Below are 21,139 nucleotides of genomic sequence, written 5' to 3' on the forward strand. Positions count from 1 at the left end.
CATTGAATCTCAAGGAGTTTTCCGTTTCGACTGCGCCGGAAGTGGGGCGAATTATAGACATCCTGAATCTGCCGTCAACCGTTAATTTCACTTTTCTATCGATTGGCGGAAAAGACGGCCTCTATATAGACGTGATCGCAACGAATGCGCAGTATATTGCCCACTATCAAAATAAAACCCTGCTTTTTTACCTTGGACGATGCCGCGCAATGAATGACCAGCCACGCTCTCTTGCCTCAATGCTGTTCCCGGTTGGCCTGCTATTAATAGCCATGGCATCAATCCAGTCCGGCGCCTCACTTGCCAAAAGCATGTTCCCCATCGTGGGCGCTCAGGGAACCACTACGCTGCGGCTGATCTTTGCCAGTGTAATCATGCTGTTGATACTGCGTCCCTGGCGAGCCAGGCTGACCGCCAAGTCGCTACGCACGGTCATCGTTTACGGCATGGCTCTAGGCGGAATGAATTTCCTCTTCTATATGTCATTGCGCACTGTACCGCTGGGGATTGCCGTTGCCCTCGAGTTCACCGGGCCGCTGGCCGTAGCCATCTATGCCTCCCGTCGTGCTATCGACTTTCTCTGGATCGCTCTCGCCGCCGCGGGATTGATGTTGCTGATTCCAACAGGTGCCACCAGCGCCGGAATCGATCTGGTCGGCGCTGGGTATGCATTGGGAGCAGGTATCTGTTGGGCGCTCTATATCCTGTTCGGCCAGAAGGCAGGTGCCGATAACGGTGTGACGACCGCTGCATTAGGCGTAATGATCGCGGCATTGTTCGTGGCCCCTATTGGCATCGTGCATGCTGGTTCAGCGCTTTTGACCCCCTCCCTGATTCCCATTGCCATTGGCGTAGCCATTCTATCCACCGCCCTGCCCTACACACTGGAGATGGTCGCACTTACCCGCATGCCGGCACGTACATTCGGCACACTGATGAGTATCGAACCGGCTTTCGGAGCCTTATCGGGCCTGCTGTTTCTGCACGAATTCCTCACACTGTCACAATGGATGGCGATCCTATGCATTATTCTGGCGTCTGTCGGCGCAACCATGACCATGGGTAGCGCCGCGAAGCCTGCAATAGCGGCTGACTGAAAGAGGTTTTGACGAAGGTCTGGCAATTGGTGCGTATTTAGGCCATGTTTAGACCCGTAACCCAATGCCAGACATGGATTTTTTCGGACAGGGATTTCAAAACGCTTAGAGCGCAGGCGAACACAGGCAAACCCGGGCATTAGACTCGTGGCCGCTATAAGGACGGTAATGAAACGAATTTTGATACTGATCGCCATACTGGCTATTGCGGGTTGTGCGGCGACTTCGGAAACCAAGGTAAAACGCGGAAAAAAAGGGCTGCACATCAACTGCTCAGGGCTATCGTCCTCCTGGGACAAATGCTACGCCAGCGCCGCCAATGCTTGCTTGCCGAAAGGCTATAAGGTCATCGCCAAATCCGGTGACACCGTGGAAGAACCCGGCGATTACCCGTTCGGTCTCAATCCTGCGGGTTACACCAGTCGCAGCATGATTGTCATCTGTAAATAGATCAGCGCTGCGCGGCAATCTGCCGGCCAATTTCTTTATGGCTGGACTTCAGCACCGCTTGCTGAACGTCCGGCGTGGCCAACATGCGCGCCACCACCAAGGCCCCGACGCATTGCGACAGCACCGACCACGCCAGGGTCTCGCTCTCAAGTATCTGTGCCCAGCGCTCTTGCAGCCGACGAATCCATAACTCGGCTTGCTCCCGTACTTGGATATCCGATCGGGCAATTTCCGCGCCCAGCGCCGGCAACGCGCAACCGGCTTCAGGTTGTTCTACGTGAGCCATGCTCAGATAGTGCTTGAGACAGCGCTCCAGTCGCTCACGATCCTGCGCGCCCTCGCCCCCCAGTCGCTCAAGGCTTTGCCCCAACTCTCGCTCGACGATGGCGGTGAACAACGCATCTTTCGACGAAAAGTGACTATAGAACGCCGCGCCACTCAATCCGATAGCCTTCATCAAGCCGTCGACGCCTACCGTGGAAAACCCCGAACGCTTTGCTGACAGCGAACTGCTCTGCAATAGCTTTTCCCGAGTTTCCAACTTGTGACTGGCGGAGTAACGCATGTGTTTGCCCTCGAATCGACTGCCTTGACGTGGTCTGGATCCTAGCATAACGTTCGTTCACTTAACGATCGTTTAATAAAGGCATCTATCCATGAATAACAAGAAGGTCGTATTAGTGGTTGGCGCCGGCGATGCCACGGGAGGGGCGATTGCCAAGCGTTTTGCCAAAGAAGGATTCATCGCCTGCGTCACCCGACGCAGCGCCGACAAATTGCAGCCGCTGGTGGACGCGATCAAGGCTGAAGGCGGTGAAGCCCACGGTTTTGCCTGCGATGCGCGCAAAGAAGAAGACGTAATCGCTCTGATTGAAGACATCGAGACTCGCCTCGGTCCGATCGAAGCTTTTGTATTCAATATCGGCGCCAATGTGCCGTGCAGCATTCTTGAAGAAACCGCACGCAAGTATTTCAAGATTTGGGAAATGGCCTGTTTCTCAGGCTTCCTCAATGCCCGTGAAGTGGCCAAACGCATGGTCACGCGCAATCGCGGCACGATTCTCTTCACCGGTGCCACCGCTGGGCTGCGTGGCGCTTCCGGATTCGCCGCATTCGCCGGCGCTAAGCACGGCATCCGCGCACTGGCGCAAAGCATGGCGCGGGAACTCGGGCCGATGAACATCCACGTCGCCCATGTGGTGGTCGATGGTGCGATCGACACCGATTTCATTCGCAACAGTTTCCCCGAGAAGTACGCCACCAAAGATCAGGATGGCATCCTCAATCCCGAGCACATCGCCGAGAACTACTGGTATCTGCACAGTCAGCCACGGGATGCCTGGACGTTCGAGCTGGATCTGCGCCCCTGGAACGAACGCTGGTAAGGCCCCGCCATAACAATAACGACAGAGACGCGAAAATGACTAAAACCGTGGAGTTCTATTTCGACCTTGGCAGCCCTGCCACCTATCTGGCCTACACCCAATTGCCGAAGATTTGTGCCGAGACGAACAGTGAGCTGATTTACATCCCGATGCTGCTCGGTGGCGTATTCAAGGCAACCGGCAACGCGTCACCGGCAATGATTCCGGCGAAGGGTCGGTATATGTTTCAGGATCTGGATCGCTACGCGAAACGCTACGGGGTACCGCTGAGATTTAATCCGCATTTCCCGATCAACACACTGATGCTGATGCGTGCGGTCACGGGTATCCAATTACGTCAGCCAGAACGCTTTGAGGCGTTTATCGATTGTCTGTTCACGGCGCTATGGGTTGAAGGACGCAGCCTTGACGAGCCCGCGACTGTCGCCGCTGTACTGAGCGAACACGGTTTCGACCCGCAGGAAGTTCTGGCGCTGAGCAACGATGAATCTGTCAAAGCAGCGCTTAAGGAGAACACCGAAACGGCGGTTAAACGCGGCGTGTTCGGCGCACCGAGCATGTTCATCGGTAATCAGCTGTTCTTCGGCCAGGATCGGCTCGACTTCGTTGAGGAAGCCTTGCGCCAAGGCTAAGCGATCATTCAGGCGCTGGACACAGCGCCTGAATTCAGCCGATCAGATCGCCGCAGTACGGGTGTTCAACCACTCCAGCGCAGCCCCCTCAAGCAACGGACTCAGGCGCTCACGCACTTCTGTGTGGTAGCTGTTGAACCATTGCTTCTCTTCCTCAGTCAGCAGCGCCGGCAGCAGGCATCGCGTATCGATCGGGCACAGCGTCAAGGTTTCAAACTTGAGGAATTCACCGAATTCGCTGCTACCCGCCTCACGGTTCATCGCCAGATTCTCGATACGCACGCCCCAACGGCCCGGACGATACGTACCCGGCTCGATCGACGTGATCATCCCCGGCTGCATGGCCGTCTGCGGCGCAGGCGCGGCCTGATAGGCAATCACCTGTGGTCCTTCATGGACGTTAAGGAAGTAGCCAACGCCGTGACCAGTGCCGTGGCCGTAATCCACGCTGTCGGCCCAGATCGGCGCACGGGCGATGGCGTCCAGCAGCGGCGAGAGAATGCCTTTCGGGAACTGCGCGCGCGACAGCGCGATCACGCCCTTGAGCACGCGCGTGCAATCGCGCTTCTGCTCTTCGCTCGGCGTACCGACCGGCACCATCCGCGTGATGTCCGTGGTGCCGCCCAGGTACTGTCCACCCGAGTCGATCAGCAGCAAGCCGTCACCCTCGATCACCGCGTGTTCTTCTTCGGTCGCGTGGTAATGCGGCATCGCGCCATTGGCGTTAAACGCAGCAATGGTGTTGAAACTCAGCGAGACATAATCCGGACGACGCTCGCGAGCAGCGGTGAGCTTCTCATCGATGGTCAGTTCGGTAATGCGTTCGCGGCCCCAAGCAGATTCCAGCCAGGTAAAGAATTCGCACAGCGCCGCACCGTCCTGCTCCATGGCTTGGCGGATGTGTTGAGCATCGGCTTCACTTTTCTGCGACTTGGCCAGCGTGGTCGGATTCAAGCCTTCGACCAGTTTCACTGCGCTGTCGAGATTATCCAGTAAACCGCTGGTCACTCGTGCCGGATCGACCAGCAGGCTCGCGCCACTCGGTACGGCACGCAGGGCATCAGCGACTTCGCTGTAATCACGCAGCGTTACGCCATCCTGTTCCAGCACAGCGCGCAATTCGCCATCAACTTTGCTCAGCGCCACGAACAACGTCGCCTGCTGCTGATCGATCAAAGCAAACGAAACAAACACCGGGTTGAACGACACATCGCCGCCGCGCAGGTTGAACAGCCAGGCAATGTCGTCGAGGGTGGCGATGAAATGCCAGTCGGCCCCGCGCTCCCGCAAAGTTTCGCGCAGTTTGGCGAGTTTCTCGCCACGGCTGACCGTCGCCTGCGGTGGCAGATGCTGATAGATCGGTGCATTCGGCAGGCTCGGGCGATCACTCCAGACTTCCTGCAGCAGATCGATATCGGTACGCAGGCGCGCACCGCGTGCTTCAAGCTTGCTGCTCAGGGTACGCGCCGACGCCACGGCCATCACCGCACCGTCAACCGCGACCACACCACCTTCCGGTGTTTGCTCGGCCAGCCAGTCCAGCGGACTCGGCTGACCCGGTTGCAGTTTGACCAGTTCGATGCCGCTGCCCTTGAGTTCCTTGGTCGCTTGCTCCCAATAACGGCTGTCGGCCCAGACACCGGCGAAATCAGCGGTGACGATCAATGTCCCGACCGAACCATGGAAGCCCGACAACCACTGCCGGCCCTGCCAGTAACCCGGCAGGTATTCCGACAAGTGCGGGTCGGCGGACGGCACCAACAACGCATGAATGCCTTCACGGCGCATCAGTTCACGGGTCTGCGCCAGGCGCTGGGGCACCGATCCTTCGGTCGAGGTCTGGGTACTCATCATGTCTCCTGCTAATCACTTCATCGTTATTGTTCGTAGCCGAGAGATCGGCTCGTTTAAAGCCCGGTCGCCCAGAATGCCGGAGCACTGGCGCAGGCGGTCTTGATCAATGCACAAGCCTTGTCGATATCCTCGGCGGTGGTGAAACGACCGAGGCTCAGCCGAATGGTGCGACCGGCCAGGTGCGCGTCATGCCCCAGCGCCAACAACACGTGGGATGGCGTGTTACTGGCCGAGTTGCAGGCCGAGGTCGCGGAAAAGGCAATCGAATGGCTCAACGCCGCACTGTTGAATTCACCTTCGCTGAAGGTCAGGCTCAAGGTGTGCGGAATGCGTTGAGTGGCGCAACCATTGAGACGTACGCCCGGCAGGCTGAGCAGTTGTTCGAGCAAGCGTTCACGCAACACGACGATAGTTTTTTTCTCGTCATCGAACGTCTCGGCGGCCAGCGCGAACGCTGCGCCCATGCCGGCAATCTGGTGCGTCGCCAACGTCCCGGAGCGCAAGCCACCTTCATGTCCGCCGCCGTGAATCTGCGCCTGTAACCGCTGCTGCGCCCGTGGGCCAACATACAATGCGCCGATGCCTTTGGGGCCGTAGAGTTTGTGTGCGGAGAAGGACATCAGATCCACCGGCCATTGCCCCAGATCGATTGCCACTTTGCCGGCGCCCTGCGCCGCATCGACGTGGAACAATGCCTCGCGACTACGCACCACTTCGCCAATCGCTTGAACATCATTGACGGTACCCAACTCGTTGTTGACCAGCATCAGCGACACCAGAAAGGTATCGTCGCGCATAGCTTCACTGACCGCTTGCGGGGTGATCAGGCCATCGGCATCCGGCACCAGATAGGTTACGGCGACGCCGGCGTCCTGCAATTGGCGGGCGGTATCGAGAATGGCTTTGTGTTCGATCTGACTGGTAATGATGTGGCCGCCGGGGACACCGCGGGCCTGCGCCACGCCTTTGAGGGCAAGGTTATTGGACTCGGTGGCACCGGAGGTCCAGACGATCTGCTCAGCCTTGGCGCCGACCAGTTCGGCGACCTGTCGGCGGGCCTGCTCGACCGTGTGTCGGGCTTGCTGGCCGAACGCGTGGGAGCTGGAAGCCGGGTTGCCAAAGTTACCGTGAAACCCCAGACACTCGATCATCACCTGGATGACCCGCTCGTCAACCGGGGTGGTGGCGGCGTAATCGAAATACAACGGACGTGTGTTCATAAAAGACTCGCAGAGCGTGTTCCGGGATCAGGAGGCTCGTGTCTGCAAACGGCACGGCGCAGCCTTGTGAGCTGCGCGTCGGTTCGAGAGCGTCATCAATACCTGATCGGATGCCGTTAAAGAAGAACAACTTCATTTAAAAGTGCGTAGGAACGCTCCTGAAGCCGAGCTTAACAGGCATCCGGCCTGCGGTTGAAGCAATGCGTCAGCTAAAGCTTTCGAGAAGTAACGGGTACAGCGAAATCACCAGCAATGCGGCCATGCCCCAGTTGAACACGCGCAACCAGCGCGGATCCTTCAGCACATTGCGCAACAAAGTACCGCAGGCGGCCCAGACGCCGACGCTCGGCAGGTTGATGATGGCGAACACTGCAGCAATCACCACGACATTGGTGAAATAGCCCTGCATCGGCGTGTAGGTGCTGATGGCCCCGATGGCCATGATCCACGCCTTGGGATTGACCCACTGAAACGCGGCCGCGCCGAGGTAGCTGATCGGCTTTGCCTCGCCTTCGGCGCTGTCGCCGACCGGTCCCGAGTGAGCAATTTTCCAAGCCAGATACAGCAGATAGGCTGCGCCGACATAGCGCAGAACCGTGTAGAGAATCGGGTAGGTCTGAAACACCGCACCGAGGCCAAAGCCCACGGCCACGACCAGAACGAAGAAGCCGCAAGTGATCCCGAGCATGTGCGGGATGGTGCGGTTGAAGCCGAAATTCACTCCCGATGCCAGCAACATGGTGTTGTTCGGCCCCGGCGTAATAGAGGTGACTAGGGCAAACAGGGCAAAGCCCAACAGCAGGTCAAGCGAGAGGTTCATGGCAGGCAATCCATCAGGGTCATTCAGGTGTAGACCCTATCCCACGCCGCCCGGCAAGCCCACGGACAGTTGGGGAAAACTTCCACCAGTACAGTTTGTTTTCAGCTAGGACGACCGTGCAGCTGTACGGCACGTTCGGCGCTCATTTCAGCTTTCTTGTCGAACTGAGTCTGACCGAGCAATTGCGCTTTTTTTGCGTGGTATTCGTCGAAGGACAAGCCGCTGCGATTCAGTGCTTCCATCGCCAATTCACGGGATTCTTCATCGGTGTAAGGGCGCAGTTCCGGTGCTACATGCCCAGCACAACCGGCGAGTACGGAGACAGCGAGCAACAGGGAAACGGTGAGTAAACGATTCATGGGAGCGTCCTGGCGAGCAATGGGGGGTCGATGGACAAAGGCTACGCCCGGGCACGCTTGCGCAGAAATCAACGCTCTCAATAGTGGCTATCAGGAAATCGACACGTGCTGGCGCATATGTCTTAACGATCTATAAATATCAATTAACGTTCTTTTACGGAATAACAAACTGCCTTTATAACTCCCTGCATGCGCTGAGCACTGTTGCTCCAGCAACTGTTGCTCAGCCAACACTGATTCAACAAAGCACCCTGCTACTCACAGGCGCGACCGCCGCGCTAACGCTCAGCGCCTTGTAAACCGGGGCTTCCAGGAATTGGTACAGCGCTTGCTCTGACCCGGTGACTCACTCACTGCTCGCTGAGCAACTGTTGAAAAAAGGAACTGATCATGTCGCGTCCCCTGAAAGTCGTCGCCCTCTCCGGCGGCACCTGGCGTCCGTCCCGTACTTTGGTGCTGACCCAAGCCTTGCTCGCCGAACTGGCCGGGCATCTGACCATCGAAAGCCATTTGATCGAACTCGGTGATATCGCTCGCCCGCTCGGTGGCGCGCTGTCGCGTCAGGAGCTCAGTGCCGAGGTTGAAGCCGAGTTGCAGGCCATTGAACAGGCCGATCTGCTAATTGTTGCCGCGCCGGTTTATCGCGGTTCTTATCCGGGCTTGCTCAAGCATCTGTTCGACCTGATCGACCTCAACGCCTTGATCGACACCCCGGTGCTGCTCGCCGCTACCGGCGGCAGCGAACGCCATGCGCTGGTGCTCGATCACCAGTTGCGGCCGCTGTTGAGCTTCTTCCAGGCCATGACCTTGCCGATCGGCGTGTACGCCACCGAAGCCGACTTCGCCGATTACCAGATCACCAGCGAGCTGCTGAAGGCGCGCATCCGCCTGGCGGCCGAACGCGCCGCGCCGCTGTTCGCCACCCAAATCAAACCTTTGCTGAAAATCGCCTGAGGAGCCGTTCATGGATGTTTTCTGGTTCCTGCCGACCCACGGTGACGGCCACTATCTGGGCACTACCCAAGGTGCGCGCCCGGTCACCCTCAATTATCTGAAACAAGTGGCGCAGGCGGCTGACAGCCTCGGCTACCACGGCGTGCTGATCCCCACCGGACGCTCCTGCGAAGACTCCTGGGTGATCGCCTCGGCGCTGGTGCCGCTGACCGAACGTCTGCGTTATCTGGTGGCGATCCGTCCGGGAATCATCTCGCCGACGGTGTCGGCGCGCATGGCTGCGACGCTTGACCGGTTATCCAACGGCCGCTTGCTGATCAACGTCGTGACCGGCGGCGATCCGGACGAAAACCGTGGCGACGGCAGTTTTCTCAGTCACGCCGAGCGCTATGAAGTTACCGATGAATTCCTGAAAATCTGGCGCCGCGTGTTGCAGGGCGAGGCGGTGGATTTCGACGGCAAACACCTGAAGGTGCAGAACGCCAAAGCCCTCTATCCGCCCGTGCAGAAACCCTATCCGCCGCTGTACTTCGGCGGCTCATCCGATGCCGCGCATGATCTGGCCGCCGAACAGGTCGATGTCTATCTGACCTGGGGCGAACCGCCGGCCGCGGTTGCGGAAAAACTCGCCGACGTGCGCGAACGAGCGGCGCGGCATGGGCGCAAAGTGAAGTTCGGCATCCGCTTGCACGTGATCGTGCGCGAGACCGCCGAAGAGGCGTGGAAAGCGGCGGACAAACTGATCGAACACATCAGCGACGAGACTATTGAGGCGGCACAGAAATCCTTTTCCCGGTTCGACTCCGAAGGCCAGCGACGCATGGCGGCTTTGCACGATGGTCGTCGCGACAACCTCGAAATTGCCCCCAACCTGTGGGCCGGTGTCGGTCTGGTGCGTGGCGGTGCCGGTACGGCGCTGGTCGGCGATCCGCAGCAAGTGGCGGCGCGGATCAAGGAATACGCGGATCTGGGCATCGAGAGTTTCATCTTCTCCGGTTATCCGCATCTGGAAGAGGCTTACCGCTTTGCCGAGCTGGTGTTCCCGCTGTTGCCCGAGCCTTACGCCAGTCTGGCCGGGCGTGGCGTGACCAATCTGACCGGGCCGTTTGGCGAAATGATTGCCAATGATGTGTTGCCCACAAAAGCCTCGGCGTAAACAAATCCCCTGTAGGAGCTGCTGCAGGCTGCGATCTTTTGACTTTGATTTCTAAAAACCAGATCAAAAGATCGCAGCCTGCGGCAGCTCCTACAAGGGCAGTTTGAATTCAGGAGTGTTGGTGTGACCGCCAAACCGCAAAGTGCCTTGTTATCCCCATTGCAGACCGCCCGCCAACTGACTGCCGAGTTTGCCCTGACCGCCGTCGAACGTGACGAACGTGGTGGCACGCCAAAAGTCGAGCGCGATGCCCTGCGCGACAGCGGCCTGCTGGCCCTGAGCATTCCCACCCGCTACGGCGGCCTCGGCGCGAGCTGGAGCGAAACCCTGCAGGTCGTTCGCGAATTCGCCAAGGTCGACAGCTCGATCGCCCACGTTTTCGGTTTTCATCATTTGATGCTCGCCACCGTGCGCCTGTTTTCCCGGCCGGAACAATGGCAGCCGTGGTTCGAACAGACCGCGCGGCAGAACTGGTTCTGGGGCAATGCGCTCAACCCGCTCGACACTCGGACCGTGGTCAAGGATCTCGGCGGCTGGCGCGAATTTTCCGGGAAGAAAAGCTTCTGTTCCGGCGCCAGCGACTCACAAATGCTGATCGCCTCGGCCGTCGATGAGAGCGCTGGCGGCAAATTACTGATCGCGGCGATTCCCAGCGGCCGCAGTGGTATCACCCTGCACAACGACTGGAACAACATCGGCCAGCGCCAGAGCGACAGCGGCAGCGCGACCTTTGAACGGGTGCGGGTCGAAGAGTCGGAATTGCTCCTCGATCCCGGCCCGCTGAGCACGCCGTTCGCCTGCCTGCGGCCATTGATCGCGCAACTGACTTTCACGCATATGTTTCTCGGGATTGCCGAAGGCGCCTTTGAAGACGCGCGGCAATACACCCTCAATGAAACCCGGCTCTGGCATAAATCCTCGGCGCGCGATGTGCGTGAAGATCCATACGTGCTCGCGCATTACGGCGAGTTCTGGGTGGCGCTGGAAGGCATTCGTCTGCTGGTCGAACGCGCGGCCGCATTGCTCGATGAAGCCTGGGCCAAGGGTGCGAATCTCAGTGCCGAGGAGCGCGGCCAAGTCGCGACAGCGATTGCCACCGCGAAAGTTGCCGCCAGCCGTCAGGGCCTGGAGATTTGCAGCCGTCTGTTCGAAGTGACCGGCGCGCGTTCCACCCATGCTTCCCTGCGCCTCGATCGTCACTGGCGCAATCTGCGCACGCAAACCCTGCACGACCCGCTGGACTACAAACTCCATGAGCTGGGCGACTGGGCGCTGAACCAGTCGCTGCCGGTGCCGACTTTCTATTCCTGACTTGCCTGCATTTGAACTAAAAAGAAGGACGAGCCCATGCAACTGCTGACCCTACCGCCCTCCCCCGCGCTCGCCACGTCGATCCGCGCCACCGCGCAGGTGTTCGAAGACCCGAAATCCCAGGCCCTGCTCGCGCATTTGCAACAGGTCGCGCCGAGTGAAGCCAGTGTGCTGATCATCGGTGAGACCGGCACCGGCAAAGAGCTGGTAGCGCGGCATATTCATAACCTCAGCAACCGCCGTCATCGGCCGTTTATCGCGGTCAATTGCGGGGCGTTTTCCGAGTCGCTGGTGGAAGCGGAATTGTTCGGTCATGAAAAAGGCGCGTTCACCGGTGCGCTGAGCGCCAAGGCCGGATGGTTCGAGGAAGCGGACGGCGGCACGTTGTTTCTCGATGAGATTGGCGATCTGCCGATGGCGATTCAGGTGAAGTTGCTGCGGGTGTTGCAGGAGCGCGAAGTGGTGCGGCTGGGCTCGCGCAAAAGCATTCCCATCGATGTGCGGGTGCTGGCAGCGACCAACGTGCAGTTGGAGAAGGCCATCAATGCCGGCCATTTCCGCGAGGATCTGTATTACCGCCTCAACGTGGTCAATCTGGAATTGAGCCCGTTGCGTGAGCGTCCCGGCGATATCCTCCCGCTCACGCGCCATTTCATCGAGGCCTACAGCCAGCGCCTGGGTTATGGCCGCGTCAGTATCAGCCCCGGTGCCGAGCACAAACTGCGTGGCTACAGTTGGCCGGGCAACATTCGCGAACTGGAAAACGTCATCCATCACACCCTGCTGATCTGCCGCAATGGCGTGATCGAACGCGATGATCTGCGCCTGTCGAACCTGCGTATCGATCGCCCGGACGATCATCACAGCAGCGCCGATGATTCACCGGAAGCGTTGCTGGAACAGGCCTTTCAAAAACTGTTCGCGCAACAGGCCGGTGCTTTGCACGAGAAAGTCGAAGACGCCTTGCTGCGCGCAGCGTATCGCTTTTGCCATTACAACCAGGTGCACACCGCAGCACTGCTCGGTCTGAGCCGCAACGTCACCCGCACGCGTTTGATCAAGATCGGCGAACTGGCAGTCAACAAGCGGCGACTCACGGAAAACCTGCAGGGCGAGCGCCTGATCCAGTTGTCGATCTAGCCGACCAGGTGGCAGTGCAGCGCATCGTCGTGACTGCGGGCGATGCTGCTCAGCACCTGAAATGAATTGAAGGTGATGGTTTTCGCCTGATGGGTGTGAATCAGTTGCCAGAAATCCTGCTCGCCGCTTTCAAAGCTGCGAAACGCCGCCTCCCCCGCCTCGCGGGTCTGCCATTGGAGAAAACTCAGCACGCGCCGGCCGTCATCGCTGGCCTGCACACTGGCACTGACAAAACCGTCGTAGCGCTGAGCCAGACGCTCGGTTTGCCTCGATAGTGCAGTCACCAGCGCAGGTTGTTGGCGTGGTTCGATTTCAAATTCGATCAGTTGGGTAAAACTGCGGTTGTTCATGGAATGCCCCCAGTCAGCGTAAGACGAGCCTTGCGACTCGAAGACCTGCAGGGTAAAACCTCTAGTTAAGTCAAGGTCAAGAGCTGTCTGCAGATGATCAGCAAAGAAAATGTGCACAAGCAGTTAACAGTCGGCGAAGTCGCGGCGCGCAGCGGTGTCGCCGTCACCGCCCTGCACTTTTATGAGTCCAAAGGCTTGATCAAGAGCCAGCGCAATGCCGGCAATCAGCGCCGTTATCCGCGCGAAGTGCTGCGCCGGGTGGCGTTGATCAAAGTCGCGCAGCGGCTGGGGATTCCATTGGCGGAGATTGGCGAGGCGCTGAAAATCCTTCCGGATGATCGTGCGCCCAGCGCGGCCGACTGGAAAATCCTCTCGGAGCAATGGCGCCGAGAATTGGATGAACGGATCGAACAACTGACGCTACTGCGTGACCGGCTCAATGGCTGCATCGGTTGCGGGTGTTTGTCGATGGAGGCCTGCCCGCTGCGCAATCAGGGCGATGTACTCGGCGAACAAGGCCCGGGGCCGCACTTTCCAAAGGATTGACTGCTCGTCGGGCAAAAACCTGCACGGCGAGGACGGTTCTATAGTGAGTCTTCCACAAATCCGGTGGAGTCCTGTCCCATAGAACAACAATTCAGGGAGAACGTCATGAGCGTCAAACCCATTCCCGAGGGGTATCACAGCATTACCCCGTATCTCGGCATCCACAAAGCGGCCGAGGCCATCGATTTCTATAAAAAAGCCTTCGGCGCCACCGAAGTCATGCGCCTGGCCATGCCTGACGGCGGCATCGGTCACGCCGAACTACGCATTGGCGACAGCGCGATCATGCTCGGCTCGCCGTGCGATCAGGGACCGTTGAGCAATCCCGATAAAAGCGTGTCAGTTGGTTTGCATCTGTACGTAACCGATGTCGACAAGTCCTTTCAGCGAGCGCTGGACGCGGGGGCGACGACGGTGTCCGAGGTCAAGGATCAGTTTTACGGTGATCGCAGCGGAACATTGAAGGATCCGTATGGGCATCTGTGGTTTCTGGCCTCGCGCAAGGAGGATCTGACCGAGGAACAGATCAAACAGCGGGCGATGGAGATGTTTCAGCAGGGTTGAGCATCTCAGTGTCTGGACTGGCACTATCGCGAGCAGGCTCACTCCTACAGGGGAACGCATTCCAACTGTAGGAGTGAGCCTGCTCGCGATGAGGCCATAACTATCAACACCCATCACACTTCATGAACCTGCCCACCACGCTTTGCCCATTGCCGCAAACGCCGGACAATTTCAGGATGCAGCCAACCAGAACCCTGAAAAAGGATCAGCCCGATGTTTGCCGGATTCCGCAAAGACCAGCGTCACGTCAACGGCGTCGACATTGCCTACCGCCTCGGCGGCAGCGGCCCGGGCCTGTTGCTGTTGCACGGGCACCCGCAGACCCATGTGATCTGGCACAAGATTGCCGAACAACTGGCCGAACACTTCACCGTGGTCGCCGCCGACCTGCGCGGTTACGGCGACAGCAGTCGCCCGGCCGCTGATGAGCTGCACGCCCATTACTCGAAACGCGAAATGGCCCGCGACAATGTCGAGTTGATGCAGGCGCTGGGCTTCGAGCAGTTTTCGATTCTCGCTCACGACCGTGGCGCGCGGGTCGCCCATCGTCTCGCGCTTGATCACCCGAACGCCGTGCAGCGCATGATGCTGCTCGACATCGCCCCGACCCTGTCGATGTATACGCAAACCAACGAAGCCTTTGCCCGCGCGTATTGGCACTGGTTCTTCCTGATCCGCCCGGCACCACTGCCGGAAACCCTGATCGAAGCGGATCCGGAAGGCTATCTGCGCAGCGTGATGGGCAGCCGCAGCGCAGGACTCAAGCCGTTTACCGATGAAGCCTTTGGCGAATACCTGCGCTGCCTGCAACGACCGGGCAGCGCTCGCGGCATCTGCGAAGACTATCGCGCCAGCGCCGGCATCGATCTTGCGCACGACCGCGCCGACATCGCCGCCGGGCATCAGCTGAATCTACCGCTGCGCGTGTTGTGGGGCGCCGAAGGTACGGTCGGGCGCTGCTTCGATCCGCTCAAGGAATGGCAGCAAGTGGCGTCGAACGTCAGCGGTCAGGCATTGCCCGCTGGCCATTACATTGCCGAAGAAGTCCCCGAACGGTTGCTCGCCGAAGCACTGGCCTTTCTGCGCTGACCGGAAACACTGGATCTCGGTGCTATGCTGGCGGCTTCTGCCGCCAGTGTTCGTTTTTGACATGTCCCAGAAGAAAGACACCGTGCCCCTGCCCGAAGACCTGCGCGTACTGCTCACCGTAATCCGCAAGAACGGCTTTGCCGCTGCAGCGGATGAGTTGGGCCTGTCACCGGCCTACGTCAGCAAACGCATCCAGATTCTCGAAACCACCCTCGGCACGCGCCTGCTGCACCGCACCAGCCGTCGTGTCTCGCTGACCGAGGACGGTGAGCGCGTGCAGCGCTGGGCGTTGCGCATTCTCGATGATTTCCAGCAGTTGCACGATGAACTCTCCGACGCCCACGGCAGCCCGCGTGGGCGTTTGCACATTTGCAGCAGTTTCGGTTTCGGTCGCAATCACGTAGCCCCGGCGGTGTCGTTGCTGGCCGAACGTTATCCAGAACTGGAGATTCGCCTCGACCTGTTTGACCGGGTGGTGGACATCATCAACGAAGGCTTCGATCTGGAGATCCGCGTCGGCGATGACCTGCCCGGCCAGCACATCGGTCGACGCCTGGTCAGTAACCGGCGGGTGCTGTGCGCCGCTCCCGGTTATCTGCAACGTCGCGGCACACCGCAGACGCTGGACGAACTGCAACAGCACGATTGCCTGGTGATCAAGGAGCGCGACAACGCCTTTGGGATCTGGAATCTGGATCGCGATGGCGGGCAAGAGAGCGTGCGGGTCAGCGGGCCATTGTCATCAAACAACGGCGAAATCGTTTTGCAATGGGCGCTGGATGGACGTGGGGTTTTGTTGCGGTCGTTGTGGGATGTGAAGCCGTTGCTGGAGCAAGGACGCCTGGTGCAGGTGCTGGAGGATTACAGCCAGAGTGCCAATGTCTGGGCGGTGTACCCGACGCGGCTGGCACATTCGGGGAAGTTGCGCGCGTGTGTGGAGTTTTTGCAGGCGCATTTCAAAAGCCTGTCGCTATAGCTCAAAACACCACAAAAACCTGTGGGAGCTGGCTTGTCGGAACGCCGTATCGCAGCGATGGCGTCAGCTCAGCCAACACAAATGCTGGAAGTGCCGGCCTCATCGCTGCGATGCGGCGTTCCGACAAGCCAGCTCCCACAGGTTATGCGTTCAGCCTAACCAAGGGTTGTTGGCCAGATGTTGGCGTTCGAAGGTTTTGATCTGCTCGCGCCGTTGCAAGGTACTGCCGATAGCATCCAGACCGAGGATCAACGCAGTCTTGCGCAGGGTGTCGATCTGAAAATCGATCACGCTGCCATCCGCAAGACTAATCCGCTGCGCCTCCAGATCAATACTGATCCGCGCCGTTTCAGCCTGACCGACAAGCTGTCCGATGCGTTGCACCTGCGCTTCATCCAGGGTGATCAACAACACCCCGTTACGCTGGCAATTGTCGTAGAAGATCCCGGCAAAACTGCTGCCGATCAACGCGCGGATGCCCATCTGCTGCAAGCCCCAAACCGCATGTTCGCGGCTGGAACCGCAGCCAAAATTCGCTCCGACTACTAGAAAACTCGCGCCCTGCCATGTCGGTTTGTTCAACACAAAATCGGGATCGGGGCTGCCATCGCGCAGAAACCGCAGATCGAAAAACAGCCCGCGATCGAGTCCTTGGCGGTCAATGCCTTTGAGGAATTGTTTGGGCATGATCACGTCCGTGTCGACGTTGGCCGCCAGTAACGGTGCGGCCCGACCGCTGATGTGGGTGAAGGGTTGCAGGCTCATGGGCGTTCTCCAAATTGGCGAATATCGGTGAGTCGACCGCAGATCGCAGCGGCGGCGACCATGGCCGGGCTCATCAAATGAGTGCGCGCACCGGCGCCCTGACGGCCTTCGAAATTGCGGTTGGTACTCGACGCGCAGCGGTCGCCGGGCGCAAGTACGTCGTCGTTCATCGCCAGGCACATCGAGCAGCCAGACTGACGCCATTCAAAACCGGCATCGATAAAGATCTGCGCCAACCCTTCGGCCTCGGCCTGAGCGCGAACTTCGCTGGAGCCGGGGACGATCATCGCCCGCACATGTCCGGCCACTTGCTGACCGCGCACGACGCTGGCGGCATCGCGCAGGTCTTCTATCCGCGCGTTGGTGCACGAGCCGATAAAGGCGTGGCTGATAACAATGTCGCTGAGCGCCATGCCCGCTTCGAGGCCCATATAGTTGAGGGCGCGGCGCATGTCCTGACGCAGGATCGGATCGCTGATCGCTTGCGGATCTGGTACCCGCGCACCAATTGCAGCTGCCTGATCGGGGCTGGTGCCCCAGGTGACCATCGGTTCCAGGACGCTGGCGTCAAGGTGAATCTCGCGGTCAAACAGCGCACCGGGATCACTGCGCAGTTCGCGCCACTTCTTCACGCCCTGTTCCCATAGCTCTCCTTGCGGCGTTCGCGGCTTGCCCTTGAGATAGGCGAAGACTTTGTCATCCGGGGCCATGAATGCGCCGCGCGCTCCAGCCTCGACAGCCATGTTGCAAATGGTCATGCGCGCTTCAACGCTGAGGGCATCAATGGTCGAGCCGCAGAATTCGATCGCGTAACCGCTGGCCCCGGAAGCACCGATGCGGCCGATCAGGGCCATGATCACGTCTTTCGAGGTCAAACCCGGCGCCAACTCGCCGTCGACGGTCACGCGCAGGCTTTTCAGTCGTTTGTAGACCAGCGTCTGCGAAGCCAGCAGGTGTTCGATCTCGGAGGTGCCGATGCCGAAACCGAAAGCACCGAGTGCGCCATAGGTGGTGGTGTGGCTGTCGCCAGCGGCAATGACCATGCCAGGCAGAATAAAGCCCTGCTCGGGGGCGATAACGTGTTCGATGCCCTGACGCTTGTCGAGGATGTCCAGCAACTCGATGCCGAAGTCCCGGCAGTTCTCCGCCAGATACGACACTTGCCGCGCGCCGCCGGCGTCGGGCATTGCTGCGATACGCACAGGCGTGGTCGGGTTGACGTGATCGACCACCGCCAGCGCCGTGCCCGGCCGCCAGACGTCGCGCCCGGCCGCGCGCAAACCGCTGAAAGCCTGCGGGCTGGTGTATTCGTTGATCACCTGACGATCGATATACAACAGGACATGACCCTGATCGTCGAGGCGGCACACCGTGTGCGAATCGATGTGTTTGTCATAGAGGGTTCTGGCGGTCATCAAGGCGCTCACTCAGGGAAATCAGGTGATTCCCATCATAGGGAGCGCGGGTCGGCCATCAATTGGCAGACAGTGATGGCGTGGATCATGAATCGTGTTTGATCCCCTGTACGCAGCAAAGCCCTGTGGGAGCGAGCCTGCTCGCGAAAGCGGTGGATCAGGCAACGGATGAAGTGACTGACCCGGCGCTTTCGCGAGCAGGCTCGCTCCCACAAAGGGATTTGTGGTGAGCGGGGAATTGGGAAACATTTGCTTTCATATCACCTTTCGGGATTTGTCCCGCTCATTCGTCCTATAGAGATGCAGGCCGTTCGCGTAGGCAAAAGCCACGTTCGGTCTTTCGGGGTCTGCCGTGCTGCGAAGCCCGTAGCCACGCGCCCTTTCACCGCTATAAAGACGCGCAATCATGTCGAAGAAATCCCGCTCCAAACTGTGGTTCCTCGTTCATAGCTGGCTGGCGTTACCGATCTGGTTCTTTGTCCTGATCGTCTGTGTCACCGGCACGCTGGCGGTGGTCAGCCAGGAAATCGTCTGGCTGGCCAACCCGCAGATGCGCGCCAGCCAGCCTGCGGACGATGCGCCGCTGCTCAGCTATGACCAGATCATGGCAGCGATCAAAACAGCCGAACCACAGACCATCGTTGAAAGTATCAGTCGTCCCGACGAATCCCACTTCGCCCTCGACGTTGCGGTCAGCTATCCGGACGGTCGTTCGCAGACGGTCTACGTCAATCCTTACACCGGGGTGATTCAGGGCCCTGCCCCGACGTTCGATTTCAAGGCCTTCACCCGCGCCCTGCATGGCTGGTGGCTGGTGCCGTTCACCAACGGTTTCAGTTGGGGCTGGTATCTGGTGTCGTTCCTCGGCGTGCCGATGCTGGTGTCGCTGATCACAGGTCTAGTGGTCTACAAGCGCTTCTGGAAAGGTTTTCTGCGTCCGACCCTGCGCGTGCGTCACGGCGCGCGGATCTTCTGGGGTGACTTCCATCGCTTGTGCGGTATCTGGTCGATCTGGTTCATTGCGGTGATTTCCATCACCGGGATTTGGTTTCTGATTCGGGCGATTCTGTTCGACAACCAGATCGCCATTTCCAGCGAGCCGATCATTCCGGCCATGTCCCGCGAGAGCGTGCCGATCTCTGCCGCCGGCACACCGCCGCCACGGATCAGCCTGGACCGTGCCGTCGAGCTCGCGCAAGAGAAGATTCCGGGGCTGGAAGCCAGCTTCGTCAGCCTGCCGGGCAATGCCTACAGCCACATGAGCGTCGGTGGGCGCGGCTGGTATCCGTTGATGTTCCAGACCGCCACGCTCAATCCGTACAACGGCGACATCGCCGCTTCACGGCTTCTGTCCGATCGTTCGTCGCTGGAGTTCGTCACCGAGTCCATGCGGCCACTGCACACCGGCGACTTCGGCGGCATCTGGATCAAGCTGATCTGGTTCTTCTTCGGTTTGATCCTGAGCATGATGATCCTCAGCGGCTTGTTGATCTGGACCAAACGCACTGCGCTGGCCACCGCCAACGCGTTGAAGCGCGAAGACAAGAAACACCGCCTCAAGGCACAACCGGCGATGAGCCGTGAAACCTCGGAGGCCAGCCTGTGAGCAAATCAATCACCAAGGCACAGCCTTCTCGAATCGCGCGTTTCTGGCACAAATGGCGCTTCCACATCAATGTCCTGCTGCTGTTGATCCCGCTGGGGTTCATGCCCAAATACTTCGCCGACGCCTCTCTGTTTCGCGGTGACAGCGGGCTGGGCCAACATGAAATCGGCAATATCCAGGTTGGCCCGTGGAGCCTGCGCCTGGCCGAACTGCGCAACGAAGCGCCGGTGCTCACTGGCCCGGCCGGCTACATGAAAGACTTCAGCGCCGCCCTTTGCGATGCCTGTGTCGAGCAGGTCAAGGCCACCTACCTGCGCATCGGCAAGCCACGCAGCCTGCGCGCCGCCGGTACGATTTTCTTTGGCACGCCATACCGCATGGGCACGCAGATGCCGATCCCGGAGAAGACCAGACCCGACGCCGAACTGTGGATCACCATGGAAGGCTGGGACGGCAGCATGCATCAGGCTTCGATTCCCCTGAGTCAGGCCTCCCCCGCCACCTTCGCCTGGCTGAACAAACAAGGAGTCAAACCATGACTTGTTCCCAACGCCCTTCCCGCCTGCGCCTGAAGGCCGTGCTGCTGGTGCTGTGCGCCGGTTTCAGCGCCAGTGCGCTGGCTCACAACCCGATGTGCGAATGTAAAGCCATCGACGCCGAGCAGATCAAATGCACCGGCGGGTTCTCCGACGGCAGCGGCGCGCCGGGGGTGACCCTCGATGTGATCGGTTACGACGAAACCATTCTGGTGCCGGGCAAACTCGGCGCCGATTCCACACTGACGTTCAAGAAACCCGGCAGCGAATTTTACGTGCTGTTCGACGCGGGCCCGGGCCACGTGGTGGAAATCGACCAAGCGGATATCGAAGCCCCATGAGTACGCCCACTCGACAAATCGTGCGTCCGGCCGGTGCCGGTCATGAAACCCTCAATGTGCTGCTGTTGTGCCTGTTGATCCTCGCGGTCGCAGGTTCTGTGGTCGCGTGGCGCGGGGTTTCCCATGAGCCCGAGCCAGTGGCGACTAACCAGCTCGACGCACGCCGCGACCTCAGTGCTGCCGAGCAAGGCATCTATGCCGACCTGCGGGTGACCCTCGATGAAATCCGCTTGCTGCGCGAGGAACAACAAGCCCTGCCGACGCCGCAGAATCTGGCCGACGAAGGGTTTGCGCCATTTGCCCAGGATGCGAGTTCGGTCAGCCGCGGTGGTCATGCCTGGCAATTGCTGGCGGACGCTGCGTATTTCGGCCAAAGCCAGAATCCGGCCGTCGCCGGTTCGTTTGTGATGCTGCTCAGCGCCGATGACAAGGCTGCGCCGGACATCTGGCTCAGCCGCGATGCTGCCGCTCAAGCCCCGGCGCAACTCACTGCGGCGGCGCTGTCCGCTGCCGGCTGGAAACAGATCGTCGCGCAATACGATGCCGGGGTTACCCGCGAACATCGCCATTGAT

24 protein-coding genes are annotated in these 21,139 nt (G+C 59.6%); 16 read left to right on the forward strand and 8 right to left on the reverse strand.

Annotated features, from left to right (window positions below; translation table 11 throughout):
* Positions 1 to 209 precede the first annotated feature (209 nt).
* Together rhtA and J0G10_RS20970 are read left to right on the forward strand one after the other, a co-directional pair.
* Positions 210 to 1,097, forward strand: a complete 888-nt coding sequence (rhtA, locus tag J0G10_RS20965) for a threonine/homoserine exporter RhtA (protein WP_095048642.1) — start codon at positions 210 to 212, stop codon at positions 1,095 to 1,097.
* Between the two features lie 168 nt (positions 1,098 to 1,265).
* Complete coding sequence (locus tag J0G10_RS20970; RefSeq protein ID WP_093434980.1) at positions 1,266 to 1,547, forward strand: hypothetical protein; 282 nt, start codon at positions 1,266 to 1,268, stop codon at positions 1,545 to 1,547.
* A gap of 1 nt (position 1,548) precedes the next feature.
* On the opposite strand, the gene J0G10_RS20975 is transcribed toward J0G10_RS20970, so the two are convergent.
* A complete protein-coding gene (locus J0G10_RS20975; RefSeq protein WP_095048397.1) occupies positions 1,549 to 2,112 on the reverse strand; it encodes a TetR/AcrR family transcriptional regulator in 564 nt (187 codons plus the stop codon).
* A 91-nt stretch (positions 2,113 to 2,203) separates the two neighbouring features.
* Between J0G10_RS20975 and J0G10_RS20980 the strand changes: the two genes are divergently transcribed.
* Both J0G10_RS20980 and J0G10_RS20985 read left to right on the forward strand, forming a co-directional pair.
* Positions 2,204 to 2,932, forward strand: coding sequence for an SDR family oxidoreductase (locus tag J0G10_RS20980; RefSeq protein WP_095048398.1), 729 nt, complete (start codon positions 2,204 to 2,206; stop codon positions 2,930 to 2,932).
* A 35-nt stretch (positions 2,933 to 2,967) separates the two neighbouring features.
* A complete protein-coding gene (locus J0G10_RS20985) occupies positions 2,968 to 3,564 on the forward strand; it encodes a 2-hydroxychromene-2-carboxylate isomerase (RefSeq protein ID WP_093434986.1) in 597 nt (198 codons plus the stop codon).
* Between the two features lie 42 nt (positions 3,565 to 3,606).
* Here J0G10_RS20985 and J0G10_RS20990 read toward each other — a convergent pair whose 3' ends face one another.
* From J0G10_RS20990 to J0G10_RS21005, 4 genes are all read right to left on the reverse strand, one after another.
* Complete coding sequence (locus J0G10_RS20990; RefSeq protein WP_220556623.1) at positions 3,607 to 5,415, reverse strand: aminopeptidase P family protein; 1,809 nt, start codon at positions 5,413 to 5,415, stop codon at positions 3,607 to 3,609.
* Positions 5,416 to 5,471: 56 nt separating this feature from the next.
* Entirely contained in the window at positions 5,472 to 6,638 is a 1,167-nt protein-coding gene (locus J0G10_RS20995) for a cysteine desulfurase family protein (RefSeq protein ID WP_095048400.1), read from the reverse strand.
* 205 nt (positions 6,639 to 6,843) lie between these two features.
* Positions 6,844 to 7,458: a LysE family translocator gene (locus J0G10_RS21000; RefSeq protein ID WP_034155169.1), complete on the reverse strand. Its 615-nt coding sequence runs from the start codon at positions 7,456 to 7,458 to the stop codon at positions 6,844 to 6,846.
* Between the two features lie 101 nt (positions 7,459 to 7,559).
* A complete protein-coding gene (locus tag J0G10_RS21005; protein WP_220556624.1) occupies positions 7,560 to 7,817 on the reverse strand; it encodes a hypothetical protein in 258 nt (85 codons plus the stop codon).
* Positions 7,818 to 8,207: 390 nt separating this feature from the next.
* On the opposite strand from J0G10_RS21005, the gene msuE reads away from it, so the two are divergent.
* The 4 genes from msuE to J0G10_RS21025 all read left to right on the forward strand — a co-directional run bounded on the left by msuE (position 8,208) and on the right by J0G10_RS21025 (position 12,378).
* The gene (msuE, locus tag J0G10_RS21010) at positions 8,208 to 8,771 is read left to right on the forward strand and encodes an FMN reductase (protein WP_095125117.1); all 564 of its coding nucleotides are present in this window, start codon (positions 8,208 to 8,210) and stop codon (positions 8,769 to 8,771) included.
* A gap of 10 nt (positions 8,772 to 8,781) precedes the next feature.
* Positions 8,782 to 9,927, forward strand: a complete 1,146-nt coding sequence (gene ssuD, locus J0G10_RS21015) for an FMNH2-dependent alkanesulfonate monooxygenase (RefSeq protein WP_007949711.1) — start codon at positions 8,782 to 8,784, stop codon at positions 9,925 to 9,927.
* Between the two features lie 123 nt (positions 9,928 to 10,050).
* Positions 10,051 to 11,238, forward strand: coding sequence for an acyl-CoA dehydrogenase family protein (locus tag J0G10_RS21020; protein WP_220556625.1), 1,188 nt, complete (start codon positions 10,051 to 10,053; stop codon positions 11,236 to 11,238).
* A 36-nt stretch (positions 11,239 to 11,274) separates the two neighbouring features.
* Positions 11,275 to 12,378 carry a sigma-54 interaction domain-containing protein gene (locus J0G10_RS21025; protein WP_220556626.1) on the forward strand — a complete coding sequence of 368 codons (1,104 nt, stop codon included), beginning with the start codon at positions 11,275 to 11,277 and terminating at the stop codon, positions 12,376 to 12,378.
* Here the strand turns inward: J0G10_RS21025 and J0G10_RS21030 are convergent.
* Positions 12,375 to 12,728: an antibiotic biosynthesis monooxygenase gene (locus J0G10_RS21030; RefSeq protein ID WP_220556627.1), complete on the reverse strand. Its 354-nt coding sequence runs from the start codon at positions 12,726 to 12,728 to the stop codon at positions 12,375 to 12,377. The two genes, J0G10_RS21025 and J0G10_RS21030, sit on opposite strands and share 4 nt — an antisense overlap.
* Before the next feature lie 93 nt (positions 12,729 to 12,821).
* Between J0G10_RS21030 and soxR the strand changes: the two genes are divergently transcribed.
* The 4 genes from soxR (at position 12,822) to J0G10_RS21050 (ending at position 15,903) form a co-directional block, all read left to right on the forward strand.
* Positions 12,822 to 13,274: a redox-sensitive transcriptional activator SoxR gene (soxR, locus tag J0G10_RS21035; protein WP_220556628.1), complete on the forward strand. Its 453-nt coding sequence runs from the start codon at positions 12,822 to 12,824 to the stop codon at positions 13,272 to 13,274.
* A gap of 105 nt (positions 13,275 to 13,379) precedes the next feature.
* Positions 13,380 to 13,838, forward strand: coding sequence for a VOC family protein (locus J0G10_RS21040; protein ID WP_093435014.1), 459 nt, complete (start codon positions 13,380 to 13,382; stop codon positions 13,836 to 13,838).
* Positions 13,839 to 14,051: 213 nt separating this feature from the next.
* The gene (locus J0G10_RS21045; RefSeq protein WP_220556629.1) at positions 14,052 to 14,927 is read left to right on the forward strand and encodes an alpha/beta fold hydrolase; all 876 of its coding nucleotides are present in this window, start codon (positions 14,052 to 14,054) and stop codon (positions 14,925 to 14,927) included.
* 61 nt (positions 14,928 to 14,988) lie between these two features.
* A complete protein-coding gene (locus J0G10_RS21050; protein WP_095048643.1) occupies positions 14,989 to 15,903 on the forward strand; it encodes a LysR substrate-binding domain-containing protein in 915 nt (304 codons plus the stop codon).
* A gap of 150 nt (positions 15,904 to 16,053) precedes the next feature.
* On the opposite strand, the gene leuD is transcribed toward J0G10_RS21050, so the two are convergent.
* Together leuD and leuC are read right to left on the reverse strand one after the other, a co-directional pair.
* Positions 16,054 to 16,668 (reverse strand): 3-isopropylmalate dehydratase small subunit, encoded by a 615-nt coding sequence (gene leuD / locus J0G10_RS21055; RefSeq protein ID WP_220556630.1) that lies wholly within the window; start codon positions 16,666 to 16,668, stop codon positions 16,054 to 16,056.
* Positions 16,665 to 18,083: a 3-isopropylmalate dehydratase large subunit gene (leuC, locus tag J0G10_RS21060; protein ID WP_095048407.1), complete on the reverse strand. Its 1,419-nt coding sequence runs from the start codon at positions 18,081 to 18,083 to the stop codon at positions 16,665 to 16,667. Before leuC ends, leuD begins: the two co-directional genes overlap by 4 nt.
* Before the next feature lie 406 nt (positions 18,084 to 18,489).
* Between leuC and J0G10_RS21065 the strand changes: the two genes are divergently transcribed.
* From J0G10_RS21065 to J0G10_RS21080, 4 genes are read left to right on the forward strand one after another with little or no spacing between them, the layout of a single operon-like run.
* Positions 18,490 to 19,689 (forward strand): PepSY-associated TM helix domain-containing protein, encoded by a 1,200-nt coding sequence (locus tag J0G10_RS21065; protein ID WP_095048408.1) that lies wholly within the window; start codon positions 18,490 to 18,492, stop codon positions 19,687 to 19,689.
* A complete protein-coding gene (locus tag J0G10_RS21070) occupies positions 19,686 to 20,228 on the forward strand; it encodes a thiamine pyrophosphate-binding protein (protein ID WP_220556631.1) in 543 nt (180 codons plus the stop codon). Before J0G10_RS21065 ends, J0G10_RS21070 begins: the two co-directional genes overlap by 4 nt.
* On the forward strand, positions 20,225 to 20,566 hold the full coding sequence (locus tag J0G10_RS21075) for a hypothetical protein (RefSeq protein ID WP_095125122.1): 342 nt from the start codon (positions 20,225 to 20,227) through the stop codon (positions 20,564 to 20,566). The genes J0G10_RS21070 and J0G10_RS21075 overlap by 4 nt, the downstream gene beginning before the upstream one ends.
* Positions 20,563 to 21,138 carry a DUF6162 family protein gene (locus J0G10_RS21080; protein ID WP_095048411.1) on the forward strand — a complete coding sequence of 192 codons (576 nt, stop codon included), beginning with the start codon at positions 20,563 to 20,565 and terminating at the stop codon, positions 21,136 to 21,138. The genes J0G10_RS21075 and J0G10_RS21080 overlap by 4 nt, the downstream gene beginning before the upstream one ends.
* The last annotated feature ends 1 nt before the right edge of the window (position 21,139 follow it).

The sequence above is a fragment of the Pseudomonas germanica genome (assembly GCF_019614655.1).
Classification (GTDB): Bacteria; Pseudomonadota; Gammaproteobacteria; order Pseudomonadales; family Pseudomonadaceae; genus Aquipseudomonas; species Aquipseudomonas neuropathica.

Coding starts and splice junctions, on each gene's coding strand:
- J0G10_RS21050 (WP_095048643.1), top strand. CDS start 14,989: ATGTCCCAGAAGAAAGACACCGTGCCCCTGCCCGAAGACCTGCGCGTA.
- J0G10_RS20985 (WP_093434986.1), top strand. CDS start 2,968: ATGACTAAAACCGTGGAGTTCTATTTCGACCTTGGCAGCCCTGCCACC.
- J0G10_RS21040 (WP_093435014.1), top strand. CDS start 13,380: ATGAGCGTCAAACCCATTCCCGAGGGGTATCACAGCATTACCCCGTAT.
- J0G10_RS21030 (WP_220556627.1), bottom strand. CDS start 12,728: ATGAACAACCGCAGTTTTACCCAACTGATCGAATTTGAAATCGAACCA.
- J0G10_RS20990 (WP_220556623.1), bottom strand. CDS start 5,415: ATGAGTACCCAGACCTCGACCGAAGGATCGGTGCCCCAGCGCCTGGCG.
- J0G10_RS20970 (WP_093434980.1), top strand. CDS start 1,266: ATGAAACGAATTTTGATACTGATCGCCATACTGGCTATTGCGGGTTGT.
- leuC (WP_095048407.1), bottom strand. CDS start 18,083: ATGACCGCCAGAACCCTCTATGACAAACACATCGATTCGCACACGGTG.
- msuE (WP_095125117.1), top strand. CDS start 8,208: ATGTCGCGTCCCCTGAAAGTCGTCGCCCTCTCCGGCGGCACCTGGCGT.
- J0G10_RS21065 (WP_095048408.1), top strand. CDS start 18,490: ATGTCGAAGAAATCCCGCTCCAAACTGTGGTTCCTCGTTCATAGCTGG.
- J0G10_RS21000 (WP_034155169.1), bottom strand. CDS start 7,458: ATGAACCTCTCGCTTGACCTGCTGTTGGGCTTTGCCCTGTTTGCCCTA.
- J0G10_RS21080 (WP_095048411.1), top strand. CDS start 20,563: ATGAGTACGCCCACTCGACAAATCGTGCGTCCGGCCGGTGCCGGTCAT.
- J0G10_RS21005 (WP_220556624.1), bottom strand. CDS start 7,817: ATGAATCGTTTACTCACCGTTTCCCTGTTGCTCGCTGTCTCCGTACTC.
- J0G10_RS21025 (WP_220556626.1), top strand. CDS start 11,275: ATGCAACTGCTGACCCTACCGCCCTCCCCCGCGCTCGCCACGTCGATC.
- soxR (WP_220556628.1), top strand. CDS start 12,822: ATGATCAGCAAAGAAAATGTGCACAAGCAGTTAACAGTCGGCGAAGTC.
- J0G10_RS21075 (WP_095125122.1), top strand. CDS start 20,225: ATGACTTGTTCCCAACGCCCTTCCCGCCTGCGCCTGAAGGCCGTGCTG.
- leuD (WP_220556630.1), bottom strand. CDS start 16,668: ATGAGCCTGCAACCCTTCACCCACATCAGCGGTCGGGCCGCACCGTTA.
- J0G10_RS20980 (WP_095048398.1), top strand. CDS start 2,204: ATGAATAACAAGAAGGTCGTATTAGTGGTTGGCGCCGGCGATGCCACG.
- J0G10_RS21045 (WP_220556629.1), top strand. CDS start 14,052: ATGTTTGCCGGATTCCGCAAAGACCAGCGTCACGTCAACGGCGTCGAC.
- J0G10_RS20995 (WP_095048400.1), bottom strand. CDS start 6,638: ATGAACACACGTCCGTTGTATTTCGATTACGCCGCCACCACCCCGGTT.
- rhtA (WP_095048642.1), top strand. CDS start 210: ATGAATGACCAGCCACGCTCTCTTGCCTCAATGCTGTTCCCGGTTGGC.
- J0G10_RS20975 (WP_095048397.1), bottom strand. CDS start 2,112: ATGCGTTACTCCGCCAGTCACAAGTTGGAAACTCGGGAAAAGCTATTG.
- ssuD (WP_007949711.1), top strand. CDS start 8,782: ATGGATGTTTTCTGGTTCCTGCCGACCCACGGTGACGGCCACTATCTG.